We start from the raw sequence: 16,653 nt of genomic DNA on the forward strand, positions 1-16,653 counted from the left end.
AATAGCCTTTTTATTTATTTCAATACTTTTAAGTATATTTTCTGAGGTTCACTATTGAGTTTCACATCAGGAAACTGTTTGTCATAATCAATAAAAACATCCCCTTTTTCATCCGCTTTTCCGTTTCCGTCAGAATCCCAGCTTATTGTTACATAATATTTCGCAGGTCCTGCAGGTTTTGGATTGATCTTGCTTACAGCATCCTTTGGTACTGGCAGATCAATAGTGAACGGTACAGATTTCTGCTCATATTCTTTTTCTGTAATTAAAGTGGCGGGAGCATCTGCCAGTTTCTCATCCAATCCGTATAAGCTTACTTTAAGTTTTGGATTTTTAATTGTAAAGTTCTCTGTTCCTGAAAATTCTATTTTAAGATTATCAGATGGAGCTTCTGAAGCTGAGGCAGCAGAAGCCTGATTTTCAGCAGTACTTTTCTTTACTGGTTTAGTGCAGCTTGACAGCATCAATGTACCTGCTGCTACGAATAATAAAAGGTGATTTCTCATTTGTTCTTTATTTTGTTACTATTAATCATGTATTTCACTGACCATAGATAACAAATTCCATACCTTAAATTATTTTTATTCTTTTATAAAGAATTTACCGCATTCTGAGCCTTCTTTGTCAGGGACTTAAAAACCAAATCATAGGAATGGTCAATCAGTTTAAAGATCAAATCTCTTTTCAAACCATCTGTTGTTACAGAATTCCAATGGGTCTTATTCATATGATAAGCTCCTGTGATCTGAGGATACTGCTCGCGGAGCTCTGCACTCCATTCGGGATCTGTTTTTACATTAATAGATAAGGGTTGTCTTTCAAGCCCCATCAGTAAAAACATTTTGGTGTCTACTTTCAATACAAGGGTCTCATTATCAAACGGAAAGCTTTCCGTAACTCCTTTTTTCGCAAGACAATAATCTAAAATTTCGTTGGCATCCATATCAGATATAAGTAATGAGTGATCAGTAATTAGTAATGATTAAATGATATAATTCTTTAATCTTTAGTTCAAATTTAGTAAATTTAAGAAAGAAATAATTTCACAAAATCACAATTATTATGAAAGCTCTGGTAATAGGTGCTACAGGCGCCACGGGAAAAGACCTTGTTAATCAGCTATTGAATGACAAAGAGTTTGATGAAGTAGATATTTTTGTTAGAAAGCCGGTTGATATTCAGGATGAAAAGCTTAAAGTTCATATTGTGAATTTTGAAAAACCTGAAGAATGGAAAGATATGGTGAATGGAGATGTGGCATTTTCGTGTCTGGGAACCACTTTAAAGGATGCAGGAAGTAAGGAAGCCCAGAAGAAAGTAGACTTTTATTATCAGTTTGAATTTGCAAAAGCTGCAAAAGATAATGATGTGGAAGATTATATCCTGGTATCGGCCTATGGTGCCAATCCGAAATCCAAAATTTTCTATTCCAAAATGAAAGGTGAGCTGGAAGAAGCAGTAAAGCAGCTGCATTTCAATAAGATCACTATTTTCAAACCGGGAATGCTTGAACGAACCAATTCTGAAAGAACCGGAGAAGTTCTTGGCAGCAGGATTATAAAGTTTGCCAATAAACTTGGGTTATTGGAAAGCCAAAAACCGCTCCCCACCAATATTCTGGCAAAAGCAATGATCAAATCTTCAAAAATAAAAAGCAACGGGTACTCCAGTATAAAGCTTGGAAATATTTTCTGTTTTGCGGAAAAGACTAATGAATAATTAAAAAATTAAAGGTACTTGATTAGGGGTAATGCGGTTTGACTTTGCTATTAATCTCCTAAAACCTAAGCCCTAACTCCTGCTACCTATTACAAAATTACTTTGTGGTTTTACTTCCCATTTTTTGCCCCAGCTTTTCATATTCAATATCATTAGGTTCCCAAAGTTCTATTTTGTTTCCTTCTATATCCATAATATGGACAAATTTCCCGTATTCATAGGTCTCCATCTTATCAACAACGGTTACATTTTCTTTTTTAAGCTGCTCGATCAGTTTTTCAAGATTTTCAACTCTGTAATTGATCATAAAGTCTTTTTCAGAAGGCTGAAAATATTTTGTTTTTTCACTGAAAGGACTCCATTGGCTAAATCCTTTTTTAGACTGATCTGCTCCCTGATACCACTCGAATACAGCTCCGTATTCATTGGTCGCAAGCCCCAGATGGCTTTCATACCATTCTCTCATCTTTTTAGGATCTTTACATTTAAAAAAGATTCCGCCGATACCGGTTACTCTTTTCGTTTCATCAGATTTATTTTCTGTAACGGCTTTAAAAGCAAATCCTGACATAAAGGCAGCCAGAATAGAAAGGGTAAAAATTATTTTTTTCATAAGAAATCATTGTTTGTTTGTAAAAATAAAAAAAGTGGATGTAAACACCCACTTGTAAAAATATACTTTTTTTCTTTTTATTTCAGATATTTTGTAATCGCCTCATCAGTAGGCTTTGTAGTACTTACAAAAGAATCAATCAGCTTTCCGTTTTCATCAACCAGGAATTTGGTAAAGTTCCAAAGAATGGTTGTGTTTTTTACTCCGTTTAATTCCTGTTCTGTTAAATACTTGAAGATGGGAGCGGTATCATCTCCTTTCACAGAGACTTTAGCGGCCAAAGGGAATGTCACTCCGTAATTTTTCTGGCAGAAAGCGCCAATTTCGGTATTGGTTCCAGGCTCCTGTCCTCCAAAATTATTGGCAGGAAACCCTACTACAACCAGTTTATCTTTATATTCCTCATATACTTTCTCAAGATCAGCATACTGAGGTGTAAATCCACATTCTGAAGCGGTATTGACAATAAGGATTTTCTTTCCTTTGAAATCTGCAAAATTGATTTCTTTCCCGTCAAGACTTTCTACTTTGAAGTCATATATTGTTTTTCCCATAAGTTCAATGGTTTTGGCTTTAGAAATTTCATTTTTTTGATTGGTGCAGCTTTGCAGGAATGCTATACAAGAAAGCAGCAGTAAAAAAATATTTTTCATTTTTTATCATTTTATGCAGCCGGGCTGCAGTTGAATTAAAACTTAAAAATGTTAGCCGGAAAAACTTTGTTGATTTCTACTTTGTTCAGTAACATCACATAATCTCCGTCTTTTTTGGTACTGGAAGATTCAATTCTGAAAGGCATAATAATATTTCCTACTTTTTTATAGTCAGAATATATCAGCGTTTCATCTTTTTTCACTTCTTTTAAAAGCATATAAGTCTTCGTATCAAAATAATACATATTCTTATTCACATTTTTGGTAAGCTCCACCTTATGACAGTAGATATCTCCTACTTTTTCTTTTCCAAGGTATCTGGCATCAAAACCTTTATTTTCCCAGTCAATGAAGTCGTTATCAAAACTTTCCGGTACATATTCAGGGTATTCCTGAAGTTTATTGGCGGCATAGTTCATTGCATATCCCTTGGTACCGTCAAAACCTTCAATGGCAGTTTCTTTCCCGCCGGTAGTAATCAATGTTTTAGTAAGATTTGGACGCTGCTGATAGATTTTTATCGGATATTCATCTTTGATTCCCAGTACTACTTTTCCCTGAAGCAATACTGAATTTAAAAGTTTCCAATTGGTTAACCCTCCGGATAATTCAATGTTTTTGTCTATAATTTCCTTTGCGGTCTGCGCAAATGTCATATGCGAAAATATCAATCCAAATACTAATAGTAACTTCTTCATTAATTTTATTTATAAATTCAAATATAGGGGGATTTATATGAAATTGCAAAAAGGAGAAAGAGCGAATCTCCAAATTTGCTTTTTTGCACCAACATTTTTTAAATCAGCTTTCTGGCTTTTTCCAGATCTTCCGGTGTATCAATGCCTACTCCTACAAAATTGGTTTCTATCATTTTGATCTTCATTCCGTATTCAAGGTAACGGATACATTCAATTTTTTCGGATATTTCCAATGGTTTCATTTCCAGTTTTGAAAACTGCAACAGTGCTTCTTTCCTGAACGCATATACCCCAATATGTTTAAAATAGCTTATATCATAGGAAACTTCCCTGTGAAAAGGAATTACGGAACGGCTGAAATACAGCGCAAAATTATTATTATCTGTAATAACCTTTACATTATTCGGGTTTTCGACCTCTTCTTTTTCATGTAGCTGTATTTTTAAGGAAGCTAAAGAAATTTCCTGCTGATCATCATGTTTAAAGACTTCAATCAGCTGCTGTAAAGGTTCCAGCTTAAGGAAAGGTTCATCCCCCTGAACATTGATCACGATGTCACAGTCTATATTCTGTACAGCTTCGGCAATACGGTCGCTTCCAGTCTCGTGCTGTCCTGTCATAACGGCTTTTCCACCATTTTTCACGATTTCCTCCAAAATAATTTCAGAGTCTGTTGCTACGAATACTTCATCGAACAGCCCGGTTTCCACTACGTTCTGATAAGTGGTGGTGATAACGGTTTTTTCTCCTAAAATCTGCATTAGTTTCCCTGGAAAGCGGCTTGCTTCGTAACGTGCAGGGATGACAGCGATTATTTTCATTCAGTAAAAATTAGTAATTTTCTTTAATTCAACAGGTTTCATTTCAGCATTTTCAAAAGCTGTAATATTCCTTTTATATTGAGACCAAATGTAGTGAAAAGTATCTTATTTACTCTACAAAACAGAGATTTCGGCAGCTTAAAAAGAGAGTTTTACACCTACCATATTATACTCCCATTGGCGGGATGCTGTAAAATTGAGATTATATTTTGTTTTTCCGATGGTTCCCTCTGATGAAGTATACCGGCTTTTTGATATTGTTTTTCCAATAAAATATCCCATTAATAGTGCCAGCGGATAGTCTGAAGCCCAGTGTACCTTACTTTGCATCATCTGAAAGCATAAAGCTCCTGCTAAGGTGTATCCTACCGGTTTTATCCATACTGCATCCGGATAATTATCTGCAATCACGGTAATTCCGGCCATAAAGGTTGTTAAGTGTCCGGACGGCATTGCATCATAATTCGAGGTATTCTTGCTGAATGCTGAAAAGCTTGGAAAAGGATTCCATGCCCCTCCGTTATTTCCGTTGATCTCTGCAATAAAAGGGCTTTCTCTTCCGGTAATTCTTTTAATGGTTTGGGTGAAAACTCCGGAAAGAATTAAACTTTCCATCAAACCACTGGCTGTAGCCTGTGCCCTGTAATCATTTTTAATCAAACCATACGTTCCAAAACCAATGCCCAGTAAGACCAGTGTGGAACCGTTTCCTATCAGATATAAGGTAGAGCCAATATCTTTCGGAATTTTAAAAACACCTCCTATTTTGTTGTAGTTATTATCTTTATCCATTCCCCATCTTTCTCCCAACTCTCTGGAATTGTCAATCAGTTTCTGATCAAATGGCAAGAGAATCAGAGTAGCTGCAACGGCCCCTCCAAGATAATAAGCATGATCTTTGGCAACAAAATCTTTATTTGTATTGATAAAGTTTCTGGGTAATTTCGTTACAAAATCCAATAATTTGGGCTTGGGGTAAGTTCTGACAGAACCGTCTTTCAAAGTGTAAGTCTGTACTTTTGAAAGCTCAGATTCCTTGGGCAGTTCTTTTATTTTCAGTGTGTCAACCTCTTGTGAGCATACCAGTATTGAAACTGGTAAGAGTAGAAATCTCAGTTTTTTCATCGTACAATTTTCGACTTTATTATATTCAGGTGTGTAAAAGTCTCAAAGGTAATTCCTAGATGAGTGTTGTACAATGTGGCTGCCTAACTTTTAATATTTATTTAATTTTTTAAACTAATGTAATATATCATTTTCGAGGAAGCTTCATGTTGCATTTAAAAAGCTTCGACTCTGCTCAGCCTGACACGATTAATATATATTTGATTTTAATAATGTCATGCCGGACAGAGTCGAAGCATATATTTTTATGTAAAGGTTACTTTAAATTGTTCAAAGCACTTTCCAGTTTTGGAAGCATTACTTTGATCTCATCTGTAGCCAATCCTCCTACAGAAGCACGGAACCAAGGTTCAGATTTGTCTTCTCCGAAGGCTGAGAATGGTACTAAAGCCACTCCCGCTTCATTGATCAGGTAAAATACCAGGTCTGAAGAGTTCTCAATCACAGCCCCATCCGGTTTCGTTTTTCCGATATAGTCTAGTTTAATAGTAAGGTAAAGCGCTCCCATTGGTTCAATACTGTCAACAGTAAGTCCTTTCGCTTTTAAATCCTGAACTCCGTTGTGAAGAACTTTTAAGCTTTCTTCAAGTTTAGCTTTAAAATCGTCAACGAAAGCATCTACATTTTCTGAATTTTCATAGAATTTAGCGGTTGCCTCCTGCTCAGGTTTTGGTGCCCATGCTCCAACATGCGTAAGAAGCGCCTTCATTTTATCAAGAATATGAGCAGGGCCAAATCCCCATCCTACACGTACTCCTGTTGCTGCAAGACATTTTGAAATACCGTCGATATAGATTGTATAATCTTTCATTTCAGGGAAAAGAGAAACAGGATCTACATGTTCAGCACCAAAAGTAAGACAAGAATAGATCTGATCATACATTAAGTATAACGGTTTTTCGTCTGCCCCTCTTTTTTTGTTTTCAGCGATTACCAATTCACAGATTTCTGAAAGCTGCTCTTTTGTAAACATTGTTCCTGTAGGGTTCAATGGTGAGCAAAGTGCTAATAATACAGCTCCATCCAGGTGAGGTCTTAGATCATCTGCTGTCGGAAGAAAGTTAGTTTCAGGTTTTGTTTTTACTTCTACAGCATTGGCAGAAGTAAGGTAAGCATAGTGATTGTTGTTCCATGATGGTGTAGGATAAACTACTTTATCTCCTTCGTCTACGATGGTTTTGTATACCGCATAGATCAAAGGTCTTGATCCTGCAGTGATCAGAATATCCTCTGGAGAATAATCCAGGTTCCATCTTTTTTTAAGGTCTTTGGAAACTTCTTTTCTTAAAGATAAAAGTCCGTTTGCAGGCGGATAATTCGTCAGATTATTCTGATATGCTTTCTGAATTTCCTCCTTCAGCAATGCCGGGATAGGATAGATATTAGAATTCAGATCACCAATAGTAAGATTGGCAATTTCCGCTCCTTTTGCTTTTAGGTCATTTACTTCGTTACCAATTTTTACAATTTCAGAACCGATCAGGTTCGCTGCTAATTTTGAAACTTTCACTTTTTCTTATTTTAAATTTATATTATCGTTCTCCATTGATCTTCTCATCTATCTGATCTACGGGCATTTGCGCATCAAAAAGAAGGATTATTTCTTTTGCTTTTTTTGCTGTACCGGAATTTGGATATTTTTTGATAATCCTGTTGAATTCCGCTCTGTTTTCATCGTTTAGTTTTCCTGTTCCTTTGTCGTGATCTCTTTCATAAGTAGGAGTATTATCCATTCCTAAAAGATAATCAGACAGATAGTATTGATAATCCTGTTTTACCCTCTTTATCAGCTTGCTGTCAGGATATTTGTTCATAAAATTTTCCCAGAATATCAGTCTGTCACCCAATTGTTCCCAGGTAATCATCAATCCTGCATCTGCTGCATAATTGGTTTCACTTTCTTTATCAGTTTGTGAAATATAGACATCATAATCCTGAGTCACTTTATTCTTAAAAAGAGAAGAATAATATCCGGGAACAGTCCATATTTCGGTCATTCCTTCCCCTACTTCCCTGAATTCAAGATTTGCTTTCTTGAGTTCTGAGGCTATTTTTTTAACGTTATCCGGAAGATTATACTGATCCTTATCGTAATTATAATAATTCACGTATTTATCTAAAACATCAGCATGGAGGCCCATCAGACATTCTGTATACTTTCCTCTTATTTTTAAATAATCTTCGTATACTTTGTCATTCTGTTCCGGACTGTTTCCAGCCAGTTCTTTTTCGATTTTTGTCTGGTACCACTGAAGGGATGTGATGTGATCCTCAGTTTTATAAGAGGGAGAACATGCTGTATCTATCGGTTTGTACTGATCTTCTTTGGTTCCTGTTACCGCAATCGTGTCATTTTTCGGTTTTGTATCTGAAACTGCAGTTTCCTTTTTACAGGAAACTACGGCTGCAGACAGTAAGCATACTGCTATTATTTTTTTGATCATCAGCTGTTTAAGATAATTAATCCAGATTCAAATCTGTTTTAACAGCTCCAATTTTAGCTTCCAATGATTGTAATTTATCTTTGAAATCTGCTTCTGAAGTAACAGAATCTTTTACAGAAACATAAAACTTAATTTTAGGTTCTGTTCCTGAAGGTCTTACGCAAACTTTTGTTCCATCCTGTGTGTAATAGATCAATACGTTAGACTTTGGAATATCATTCATTACTTTTTTCTCGTTGGTAGAAATGGTAAGCCTTGTTTGTTCTTTGAAATCCTTGACTTCTTCCACTAATGATCCCGCCAGTTCTTTTGGAGGATTTTCACGGAAGTTTTTCATCATATTTTCAATCTCTTCAGCGCCTTCTTTTCCTTTTCTTACAATGTTGATTAATCCTTCATAATACATTCCAAGATCTTCATAAATCTCGATCATGTACTGATACATTGTTTTTCCGTTGGCTTTACACCATGCAGCAATTTCGCAGGCTACAAGAATACTTCCACAAGAGTCTTTGTCACGAACGAAATCTCCGGTCATAAATCCGAAACTTTCTTCACCACCGCATACAAATTTCTGTGTTCCTTCTGCTTCACGGATCATTTTTCCGATCCATTTGAATCCGGTAAGACCTACTTTACACTCAACTCCGAATTTTTGAGCAATATCAAAGAAGATATCTGAAGTTACAATCGTAGAACCTATAAATTCTTTTCCTGTAATTCTTCCCTGTTTTCTCCATTCATTCAGAATGTAATATGTAAGGATGGTATTGGTTTGGTTACCGTTCAGTAATTGCATTTCACCCTCAAGGTTTCTTACTGCAATACCTAATCTATCCCCATCCGGATCTGTTCCGATAACGATATCAGCATTGGTAATTCTTGCCAGATCCATTGCCATTTCCAATGCTGCAGGCTCTTCCGGGTTTGGAGAGTCTACAGTAGGGAAATTTCCGCTTGGGATCATTTGTTCTCTCACAAGATCTATTTTTTTGAATCCTGCTTTTTCTAACGCTTTAGGAATCGTAGTATAGGTAGTTCCGTGGATAGAGGTGAAAACTATATTTAAATTTTCTTTTCCAACATTCTGATAGGTAGAGTTTTCAATACAGGCATCGATATATACATCATCCTGCTCCTCTCCGATCCACTCGATCAGATCATCATTTCCGTTAAATTTAATTTCTTCAAATTTTACAGAATATACTTCGTTGATAATGGCTTCATCATTAGGCGGAACAATCTGTGCTCCGTCATTCCAGTATACCTTGTAACCATTATATTCCGGCGGGTTGTGAGAAGCTGTCAGTACAATTCCTCCGTTACATTTTTTATCACGAACGGTGAAAGAAAGTTCAGGAGTGGGTCTGTGATCTTTGAAAAGCAATACCTTAATTCCGTTTGCCGTTAAAACATCTGCTACCAGTTTTCCGAATTCTTTTGAGTTATGACGAACATCATAAGCAATGGCCACTTTAATTTCTTCACCCTTGAACTGTTGCAGCATATAATTTGCCAGTCCCTGAGTAGCCTGTCCCAATGTATATTTATTCAAGCGGTTGGTTCCTACTCCCATTATTCCACGCATTCCTCCTGTACCGAATTCCAGTTCTCTGTAGAAAGAATCTTCCAGATCGGGGGAATTGCTGTCGATCAAAGCCTGTACAGCATCTCTCGTTTCTTTATCGAAGGTATCACTTAACCAAAGTTTCGCTTTTTCTAGTGTATTCATATTTGTATTGTTGTTCTTTTATAGTTTGTAAAGTTCCTAGTTTCTAGTTTAAATAATGCTGTTTTTAATCCAGCTTTTTGTTTTCGACTTTTGTCGTTTTATCAATTTTGAACGCTCTGATTGGATCATTATAATAGACAAATTTTGCAGTGTTCTGAATATTTCCTTTCAAGGAATCTTTCACATTTACTTCTGCATAATTTCCATTTTTAGAATCGATATTCAGATTGGTGATTTTCCAATACGGAGCAATCAAACTTGCTGTATCTGAGATTTTTACAACTGCTTCTTTTGTTAATCCTAAAAAATTTGCACGGCTTCTGTTATGCATTTCCACCTCTGCTCTTCTGGTGTTGACAGACCCCATAAAGCTTGCATTATTTTTCATGGTAAGTCTGAAATTGTCAGTTTTGATTTCACTTGAAATATTCACTTCCACAGAATCAGAAACAGCTACTTTTTCCAGGTTATATTTTGAATAAATCGTTACGTTATAAAAATCAACTCCTTTGGTACCTCTTTTTTCTTTAATGAAAAGTGTTTTGTCTTTTACATCCACATCCAGATTGCCTGCAACATTCGGATAGGTTTCTATTTCTACAAAATTCTTAGGTCCTTTGGCATAAAATACACGGAATTTCCCTTCCAGATCAAGGTTTACGAACTCGGGAACATCCACATCCTTCTTTTCAATATTCCCTTTCGGAGAAACTTTTCCACAGGAAACTACTGCCATCAGCATCAATGTGTATACAACTTTTTTCATATTTAATTTTAAATATTCTATATTATAACCATAACAATCTTTACTGAAAATCTATAAAAGGTTTTTCATGTCTCTCAGAGGACTTTCAATATTCTTTTGAACAAAAATAGGATTAAAATTTCTAAAAATCTTTGTCTTTTGACAATAAAATACCTGATAATTTTCAATTTTCTACCTTCCGGAAAAAGACTATTTCTTATTTTTTCTTTCTTTAACTTTTTTGTAAAACCAGGTTTTAGGACTTCCGCTCATTGAAAATAAAAGCAGGTCATATTTACTTACATTAGAAATCTTCATTGATACTGTGTTTTCAGCATCCGAGTATTTCATCTTTAAAAGATTATTTTTAATTTGATAAGTCCCGCTATTCCCCATCGAACTGAAAGTTTTATCCTGATAAAAAGTAAGAATTCCTGTTCCGTATCTGGAATTGTTTGTCTTCGCTTTCAATGAATCTGCCTGGCGGATCTCTCCATCATAGATATCAATAAATTCCCAGGAACCTATAAGTTTGTTGGATGAGCAGGAAGCTGCAAAAAGTAAAAGAAAATAAAAAAGAATGGACTTAAGTTTAAACATGAAGGTTAAAAGTTTTTATAAAATTACAAAAAGCACCCTGTTTAGAGTGCTTTTATTTATTAAGATGAATTTTTATAATTAATTGTGGTGTATTAGCAGTTAGCTAAAACCACTAAGTACACTAATTTTATACACTAATATCACAAACACTAATAGTATCATTTGTGAAATATTTGCGTCATTGTGTTTAAACTAAAACCACTAATAACATTAATTTTATACTAATATCACAAACACCAATAGTGTCATTTGTGAAACATTTGCGCCATTAGTGTTTAAATTATATCACTTCATCAATATTATAATTCTTGTGCTCACGGTTTGTTCTGATAATCATTTCTCCTAAGAATCCCGCTACAAATAAAAGACTTCCCAAAATCATCATTGTCAAAGCAATAAAAAACCAGGGATTATTCGTAATTAAATGTCCATAAATTCCTCTTGCAACATCAATCAGTTTTGAAATTCCCAGCCAAAGTGCTGAAAGAAAACCAACAATAAACATTAAAGTTCCTACTGCTCCGAAGAAATGCATTGGTCTTCCTCCGAAACGACTTACAAACCAAAGGGTTATCAAATCCAGAAAACCTCTTACAAATCTTTCCGTACCGAATTTTGAAGTTCCGTAAGGTCTTGCCTGATGCTGTACTTCTTTTTCCGTGATCCTTCTGAAACCTGCGTTGGCAGCAAGTACCGGAATATAACGGTGCATATCTCCGTATACATCTACGGATTTTACCACCTGTCTTTTGTAAGCTTTCAGGCCACAGTTGAAGTCATGAAGATAAACTCCTGAAACTTTTCTTGCCGCTGCATTGAAGAGTTTTGACGGAATATTTTTCGTCATTACATTATCAAAACGCTTCTTTTTCCAACCGGAAACGATATCATAATTATCATGGATCACCATATTGTACAGTTCCGGAATTTCTTCAGGAAAATCCTGTAAATCTGCATCCATGGTAATAACCACATCTCCGTTTGTTCTTTCAAAGGCAGCATGAAGGGCCTGAGATTTTCCATAATTTCTGGAAAATTTAATAGCGTGGATCTGAGGATGCTGAACTTTCATATTCTCAATAATACTCCACGACAAATCCGTACTTCCATCGTCTACAAACCAGATCTCATAAGATAAATCATTGGTTGTGCATACTTTATCAATTCTTGAAAAAAGCTCTTCCAGAGAGTCTTCTTCGTTCAGTAACGGAATAACTATAGATAAATTCATTTAAATTTAATAAAAATTAGGCTTGATTTGTTTCTTCGGGCTGATGTATCGTTCTTGTTCGGAAAAACGCTCCGAAAAACACCGACAAAACTACGTAAAATATAAGAATTGCTGCAAAGTATCCTGAAAAATGACTTGCGGTAAGCATATCTTTTCCTTTAACCGCTTCCGGAGTGAAGCTTTGCAACCTTTCTGTGTACTTCTGATCCAGCTCATCAATATCTTTCTGATGTTTCAGAATCTTTCTTGCAGAGGTATATTCGGTATCCAACTCTGATTTTTGTCTCTGAACATATTGATAATTCAGCAGCTTTTTGGCCGCCGGATCTACAAAGTTTAAAAAGGCATAAATACTGAAGATGGAAAGAATTCCTCCGACAAACATCGGAACAAATGCTCTTTTGAAAGCTTCTTTGAATTTTACAACTTTATGGTTGTTCCAGTAAGATTTTACAGACCAGAAAGCAGCCCCTGCATAGAGAAGAGGCAAAACAAAAGCATTGGCTTTCAAAGAGATATCAAAATAATTGATTCCTGAGAAAAAAGTGTACACTACAAAGAAAACGATCATTGTAGCGATAAAAAGTATAATTCCTAGTGTTGATGGACTTTTCGTCATATTTAAATTTTTAGAAAAAAAAGTTGAAAATTTTCCCTCTAAATGTCAGGCATTTAGCTTTACCACTGCATTTTTTCAACTAATTTTCTTTAATAAAGTTTTGAAGTTTATAAAATATTCCTACCTTTGCAACGGCAAGTCCTAAACAACCAGCTCCTGAGAATCCTCCAGGGTGGGAACGCAGCAAAGGTAATCGGTCGTAGCGGTGTGATTTAGGTAGCTTGCCATTTTTTTTGGTTTAAAGTAAGAAGAGAGGTAATTTGATAATTATCTTTTTTTGTTTTTAATACTATATGCATCATTTTCATTTTTCTAATTTTCAGATTACCTCCGGTTCAGTTATTGATTAAAATTCAAACGTTTCGCCTAGTTTTGGTAAAACAAGCTCTACATTTTTATCTGCAAAATGTTGCAATGCACTTTCATGATTGATCTCAATGGCAGGGAAAGTATCAAAGTGACATCCGATTACTTTCGGTGTTTTTAACAGCTCTGCTGCGGCAAAAGAAGCTTTTTTAGGGCACATTGTATAATGGCTACCGATTGGAAGGATAGAAAGATCAATGTTTCCGTATAATCTCGGGAATAGCTCCATATCTGCCATTACTCCTGTATCTCCTGCCAAATAAACATTCTTACCTTCAGGAAGTCTGAAGATATACCCTACAGGAACGCCTCCATAGCTTCCATCAGGAAAAGAACTTGTATGGTGAGCCGGAACCATGGAAATTTTAAGATCATCGATTTTTGCCGATCCTCCTAAGTTCACATCATCTCTATTTTTAGCTTGTTGGAAGTAACCACATACTTCTGGTACTCCAATAATGGTCGCTTCCGGATAATGCTGCAATACTTCTGCTACATCGGCAATATGATCACCATGTGCATGAGTCAGCAGGATGTAATCAATTTTTTGAGCAGAGATATCAAAACCTGATTCTGCTTTTTTGTAATTGTAAAAAGGGTCACTCAAAATCGTTTTGTCCTTGTACGTGAACAGGAAACAATTTTGCCCTAAGAATTGTATTTTCATTTTAAATTTAGTTTCAATTATTATTAAACACAAATGACTCAAATAATTTCACAAACAGCACTATGAGAGTAGTGACATTTGTGAAAGCATTCGTGCCATTCGTGTTTTCTTTAATTTATTATTTCTGTGGGAATTTATCTTCAATCAGTTTTAGATTAATCCCATGTTCCAGATACGCTTTACACCCGTCTAAAACCGTCGTGAAACCTCCTGTATTGTCATTAATTTCTTTTAACAGATCTTCACCGGTCTGGCTGAATCCATAGCTCTTAATAATAACAAGAGTTCCTTTTTCCATGGTTTTGAATTCATAGTCTACATTTACTGAAGGTTCTCCCCACTCTGTCTTGATCAGCTGATTCGGAATGATCTGATGTACATTTACTACGTTTTTCACACCGTACATTTCCCATTCCCAGGTAACTGTTTTACCTTCTTCTAATTTTCCGGTAGATTTTGTGAACCAGAAATTAGTGGTTATTTCAGGGTTGATAAATGCTTCAAAAACATCTTCAACCGGTTTTCTGATAAGCATTTGAGCTTCAACATAGGCATTAGAATTCATGATGTAATATTTTAGATTTAGTTAAATAAATTCAATCCGGCTGCCGTAAGAATTGCCATTACAAAAGTCATAATCCCGACCTGTTTCAGATACTGGTCTAATTCTTTCGGTTCTTTTACGGATAAAATCTTCCTTCTCAGTTTGGATAATGGGAACAACAGAATCATTACGATGAAAACGTAGTAATTTTGTCCCTGCATAAATCCGTTTATTCCTAAAAACATAAGAATAAGCAGTAACGGAAGCTGTAACAGCACCATTTCATAGATCATTGCATTTTTGAATCCTATTCTCAATGCAAAGCTGTTTTTTCCGGATAGTTTGTCGCTTTCAATATCTCTCATGTTATTCAGGTTAAGAACTGCCATACTCATCATTCCGACAGCTGTTCCAGGTAATAACATATCCCAGCTGAATGTTTTTGTGAAGAGGAAATAACTTCCGCATACAGAAACCAATCCAAAGAAAATAAACACAAAGATGTCTCCCAATCCCATGTATCCGTAAGGTTTTTTACCTACTGTATACCCGATAGCTGCCAAAATACTTGCTACTCCCAGTCCTATGAAGATATAGAATTCATTCATATAGTCTGGAATGAAAGCCACATACAGCAAAGCAACAGTTGCAATGAAAGATAGTGCCGCGAAAAGAATCACTGCATTTCTCATCTGTTTAGCGGTAATTTTTCCTGATGCTACCGCTCTTGCTTCAGCTTCATTGATTCTTTTGGCATCGGTACCTTTTACTCCATCACCATAGTCATTGGCATAATTTGATAAAATCTGGTATAAAAGCGTTACCAAAAGAGCAAGCGCCAGAATCTTCCAGTCCCAGGTTCCGCCTTCTCCGTAAAGTCTCCATTTTGCAATGAAGGCTCCCATAATAATCCCGCTTAAGGAAAGCGGTAAAGTTCTTAGCCTTGCGGCTTTTATCCAATCCGTCATAAATTTATAAGTAATGAGCAATGGGTAATAAGTAATGAGAAATATTGTTCATTACTTATTACTCATCACTAATGTTATGATATCCATTGATCTTCTCCGAAGTTGGGCTTTCTTTTTTCAAGGAAAGCATTTCTTCCTTCCTGAGCCTCTTCCGTCATATATGCTAAACGAGTGGCTTCTCCCGCAAATACCTGCTGACCAACCATTCCGTCATCAGTAAGGTTCATTGCAAACTTCAACATTCTAATGGACATTGGAGATTTTCCTAAAATTTCCTGAGCCCATTCGTAGGCTGTATCTTCCAATTCAGCATGTGGAACTACTTTATTTACCATTCCCATTTCGAAAGCTTCCTGAGCGGAATAGTTTCTTCCTAAAAAGAAAATTTCACGTGCTTTTTTCTGTCCTACCATTTTAGCAAGGTAAGCAGAACCGTAACCACCGTCAAAGCTTGTAACATCAGCATCTGTCTGCTTGAAAATAGCATGTTCTTCGCTTGCCAACGTTAAATCACATACAACATGAAGTGAGTGTCCTCCGCCAACGGCCCATCCTGGAACAACCGCGATAACCACTTTAGGCATGAAACGGATCAGACGCTGAACTTCAAGGATGTTCAGACGGTGTCTTCCGTCTTCTCCTACATATCCCTGATGTCCTCTTGCTTTTTGATCTCCTCCACTACAAAAGGCCCATCCACCGTCCTTTGGGCTTGGTCCTTCTCCCGAAAGCAGTACCACTCCTATTGAAGGGTCTTCATAGGCATCATAAAAAGCATCGTATAATTCTGAAGTTGTTTTTGGCCTGAAGGCGTTACGTACCTCTGGTCTGTTGAAAGCAATTCTTGCTACTCCGTTAGATTTTTTATAGGTAATATCTTCGTATTCCTTGGCGGTTTTCCACTCGATCATCTTATAAAAATTTTTCTCAAAGATACGGAATTACAGAGAAATTCTCTGTGTGAAATTCACCCATCATTTCAATAAAGAACAGAAATTTTTCATTCAAAATTTCTGCTTGTAGATATTGGGTAAGGATGCGTTTTTCAGAATGAGCAAAGGACTCTGTTTTCTTAAAAAAACAAAAGCCGGAACATTGCTGTTCCGGC

General features: G+C 36.0%; 19 protein-coding genes and 1 other RNA gene. 2 read left to right on the forward strand and 18 right to left on the reverse strand.

The window, feature by feature from the left end; translation table 11 throughout:
• Positions 1-14: 14 nt before the first annotated feature.
• Together FW781_RS02075 and FW781_RS02080 are read right to left on the reverse strand one after the other, a co-directional pair.
• Entirely contained in the window at positions 15-506 is a 492-nt protein-coding gene (locus tag FW781_RS02075) for a YbaY family lipoprotein (RefSeq protein ID WP_228720121.1), read from the reverse strand.
• A gap of 83 nt (positions 507-589) precedes the next feature.
• The gene (locus FW781_RS02080) at positions 590-943 is read right to left on the reverse strand and encodes an MmcQ/YjbR family DNA-binding protein (RefSeq protein WP_149385904.1); all 354 of its coding nucleotides are present in this window, start codon (positions 941-943) and stop codon (positions 590-592) included.
• A gap of 119 nt (positions 944-1,062) precedes the next feature.
• Here FW781_RS02080 and FW781_RS02085 point away from each other — a divergent pair, with 119 nt between their 5' ends.
• Entirely contained in the window at positions 1,063-1,719 is a 657-nt protein-coding gene (locus tag FW781_RS02085; protein WP_149385905.1) for an NAD(P)H-binding protein, read from the forward strand.
• A 97-nt stretch (positions 1,720-1,816) separates the two neighbouring features.
• On the opposite strand, the gene FW781_RS02090 is transcribed toward FW781_RS02085, so the two are convergent.
• The 12 genes from FW781_RS02090 to FW781_RS02145 all read right to left on the reverse strand — a co-directional run bounded on the left by FW781_RS02090 (position 1,817) and on the right by FW781_RS02145 (position 13,000).
• On the reverse strand, positions 1,817-2,332 hold the full coding sequence (locus tag FW781_RS02090) for a VOC family protein (RefSeq protein ID WP_317133397.1): 516 nt from the start codon (positions 2,330-2,332) through the stop codon (positions 1,817-1,819).
• A gap of 77 nt (positions 2,333-2,409) precedes the next feature.
• Positions 2,410-2,985 (reverse strand): glutathione peroxidase, encoded by a 576-nt coding sequence (locus FW781_RS02095; RefSeq protein ID WP_149385906.1) that lies wholly within the window; start codon positions 2,983-2,985, stop codon positions 2,410-2,412.
• 35 nt (positions 2,986-3,020) lie between these two features.
• Positions 3,021-3,683 (reverse strand): outer membrane lipoprotein-sorting protein, encoded by a 663-nt coding sequence (locus tag FW781_RS02100; RefSeq protein WP_149385907.1) that lies wholly within the window; start codon positions 3,681-3,683, stop codon positions 3,021-3,023.
• 98 nt (positions 3,684-3,781) lie between these two features.
• On the reverse strand, positions 3,782-4,504 hold the full coding sequence (gene kdsB / locus FW781_RS02105; RefSeq protein ID WP_149385908.1) for a 3-deoxy-manno-octulosonate cytidylyltransferase: 723 nt from the start codon (positions 4,502-4,504) through the stop codon (positions 3,782-3,784).
• Positions 4,505-4,642: 138 nt separating this feature from the next.
• Complete coding sequence (locus FW781_RS02110) at positions 4,643-5,629, reverse strand: phosphatase PAP2 family protein (RefSeq protein ID WP_149385909.1); 987 nt, start codon at positions 5,627-5,629, stop codon at positions 4,643-4,645.
• 256 nt (positions 5,630-5,885) lie between these two features.
• The gene (locus tag FW781_RS02115) at positions 5,886-7,139 is read right to left on the reverse strand and encodes a pyridoxal phosphate-dependent aminotransferase (RefSeq protein ID WP_149385910.1); all 1,254 of its coding nucleotides are present in this window, start codon (positions 7,137-7,139) and stop codon (positions 5,886-5,888) included.
• Positions 7,140-7,161: 22 nt separating this feature from the next.
• Positions 7,162-8,073, reverse strand: coding sequence for a tol-pal system YbgF family protein (locus FW781_RS02120; protein ID WP_149385911.1), 912 nt, complete (start codon positions 8,071-8,073; stop codon positions 7,162-7,164).
• A 16-nt stretch (positions 8,074-8,089) separates the two neighbouring features.
• Positions 8,090-9,805, reverse strand: a complete 1,716-nt coding sequence (locus FW781_RS02125) for a phospho-sugar mutase (protein WP_149385912.1) — start codon at positions 9,803-9,805, stop codon at positions 8,090-8,092.
• A 64-nt stretch (positions 9,806-9,869) separates the two neighbouring features.
• Positions 9,870-10,571, reverse strand: a complete 702-nt coding sequence (locus FW781_RS02130) for a GIN domain-containing protein (protein WP_149385913.1) — start codon at positions 10,569-10,571, stop codon at positions 9,870-9,872.
• A 189-nt stretch (positions 10,572-10,760) separates the two neighbouring features.
• On the reverse strand, positions 10,761-11,150 hold the full coding sequence (locus tag FW781_RS02135; RefSeq protein ID WP_149385914.1) for a lipocalin family protein: 390 nt from the start codon (positions 11,148-11,150) through the stop codon (positions 10,761-10,763).
• A gap of 280 nt (positions 11,151-11,430) precedes the next feature.
• The gene (locus FW781_RS02140) at positions 11,431-12,381 is read right to left on the reverse strand and encodes a glycosyltransferase family 2 protein (protein ID WP_149385915.1); all 951 of its coding nucleotides are present in this window, start codon (positions 12,379-12,381) and stop codon (positions 11,431-11,433) included.
• A gap of 16 nt (positions 12,382-12,397) precedes the next feature.
• Positions 12,398-13,000 (reverse strand): DUF4199 domain-containing protein, encoded by a 603-nt coding sequence (locus FW781_RS02145; protein ID WP_149385916.1) that lies wholly within the window; start codon positions 12,998-13,000, stop codon positions 12,398-12,400.
• Between the two features lie 132 nt (positions 13,001-13,132).
• Here FW781_RS02145 and ffs point away from each other — a divergent pair.
• An RNA gene (gene ffs, locus FW781_RS02150) (signal recognition particle sRNA small type) lies at positions 13,133-13,230 on the forward strand.
• Positions 13,231-13,346: 116 nt separating this feature from the next.
• Here ffs and FW781_RS02155 read toward each other — a convergent pair.
• The 4 genes from FW781_RS02155 to FW781_RS02170 all read right to left on the reverse strand — a co-directional run bounded on the left by FW781_RS02155 (position 13,347) and on the right by FW781_RS02170 (position 16,456).
• The gene (locus FW781_RS02155) at positions 13,347-14,033 is read right to left on the reverse strand and encodes a metal-dependent hydrolase (RefSeq protein ID WP_149385917.1); all 687 of its coding nucleotides are present in this window, start codon (positions 14,031-14,033) and stop codon (positions 13,347-13,349) included.
• A 118-nt stretch (positions 14,034-14,151) separates the two neighbouring features.
• Positions 14,152-14,598: an SRPBCC family protein gene (locus FW781_RS02160; RefSeq protein ID WP_149385918.1), complete on the reverse strand. Its 447-nt coding sequence runs from the start codon at positions 14,596-14,598 to the stop codon at positions 14,152-14,154.
• 17 nt (positions 14,599-14,615) lie between these two features.
• Positions 14,616-15,545, reverse strand: coding sequence for a 1,4-dihydroxy-2-naphthoate octaprenyltransferase (gene menA, locus FW781_RS02165; protein WP_149385919.1), 930 nt, complete (start codon positions 15,543-15,545; stop codon positions 14,616-14,618).
• Between the two features lie 74 nt (positions 15,546-15,619).
• Entirely contained in the window at positions 15,620-16,456 is an 837-nt protein-coding gene (locus tag FW781_RS02170; protein ID WP_047429929.1) for a 1,4-dihydroxy-2-naphthoyl-CoA synthase, read from the reverse strand.
• Positions 16,457-16,653 lie beyond the last annotated feature (197 nt).

The organism is Chryseobacterium panacisoli, from assembly GCF_008274625.1.
Lineage (GTDB): Bacteria > Bacteroidota > Bacteroidia > Flavobacteriales > Weeksellaceae > Chryseobacterium > Chryseobacterium panacisoli.

What these genes read in the sequence shown, in the direction of transcription:
- FW781_RS02075 (WP_228720121.1), bottom strand. Translation starts at nt 506, where the DNA reads ATGAGAAATCACCTTTTATTATTCGTAGCAGCAGGTACATTGATGCTG.
- FW781_RS02080 (WP_149385904.1), bottom strand. Translation starts at nt 943, where the DNA reads ATGGATGCCAACGAAATTTTAGATTATTGTCTTGCGAAAAAAGGAGTT.
- FW781_RS02085 (WP_149385905.1), top strand. Translation starts at nt 1,063, where the DNA reads ATGAAAGCTCTGGTAATAGGTGCTACAGGCGCCACGGGAAAAGACCTT.
- FW781_RS02090 (WP_317133397.1), bottom strand. Translation starts at nt 2,332, where the DNA reads ATGAAAAAAATAATTTTTACCCTTTCTATTCTGGCTGCCTTTATGTCA.
- FW781_RS02095 (WP_149385906.1), bottom strand. Translation starts at nt 2,985, where the DNA reads ATGAAAAATATTTTTTTACTGCTGCTTTCTTGTATAGCATTCCTGCAA.
- FW781_RS02100 (WP_149385907.1), bottom strand. Translation starts at nt 3,683, where the DNA reads ATGAAGAAGTTACTATTAGTATTTGGATTGATATTTTCGCATATGACA.
- kdsB (WP_149385908.1), bottom strand. Translation starts at nt 4,504, where the DNA reads ATGAAAATAATCGCTGTCATCCCTGCACGTTACGAAGCAAGCCGCTTT.
- FW781_RS02110 (WP_149385909.1), bottom strand. Translation starts at nt 5,629, where the DNA reads ATGAAAAAACTGAGATTTCTACTCTTACCAGTTTCAATACTGGTATGC.
- FW781_RS02120 (WP_149385911.1), bottom strand. Translation starts at nt 8,073, where the DNA reads ATGATCAAAAAAATAATAGCAGTATGCTTACTGTCTGCAGCCGTAGTT.
- FW781_RS02125 (WP_149385912.1), bottom strand. Translation starts at nt 9,805, where the DNA reads ATGAATACACTAGAAAAAGCGAAACTTTGGTTAAGTGATACCTTCGAT.
- FW781_RS02130 (WP_149385913.1), bottom strand. Translation starts at nt 10,571, where the DNA reads ATGAAAAAAGTTGTATACACATTGATGCTGATGGCAGTAGTTTCCTGT.
- FW781_RS02135 (WP_149385914.1), bottom strand. Translation starts at nt 11,150, where the DNA reads ATGTTTAAACTTAAGTCCATTCTTTTTTATTTTCTTTTACTTTTTGCA.
- FW781_RS02140 (WP_149385915.1), bottom strand. Translation starts at nt 12,381, where the DNA reads ATGAATTTATCTATAGTTATTCCGTTACTGAACGAAGAAGACTCTCTG.
- FW781_RS02145 (WP_149385916.1), bottom strand. Translation starts at nt 13,000, where the DNA reads ATGACGAAAAGTCCATCAACACTAGGAATTATACTTTTTATCGCTACA.
- FW781_RS02155 (WP_149385917.1), bottom strand. Translation starts at nt 14,033, where the DNA reads ATGAAAATACAATTCTTAGGGCAAAATTGTTTCCTGTTCACGTACAAG.
- FW781_RS02160 (WP_149385918.1), bottom strand. Translation starts at nt 14,598, where the DNA reads ATGAATTCTAATGCCTATGTTGAAGCTCAAATGCTTATCAGAAAACCG.
- menA (WP_149385919.1), bottom strand. Translation starts at nt 15,545, where the DNA reads ATGACGGATTGGATAAAAGCCGCAAGGCTAAGAACTTTACCGCTTTCC.
- FW781_RS02170 (WP_047429929.1), bottom strand. Translation starts at nt 16,456, where the DNA reads ATGATCGAGTGGAAAACCGCCAAGGAATACGAAGATATTACCTATAAA.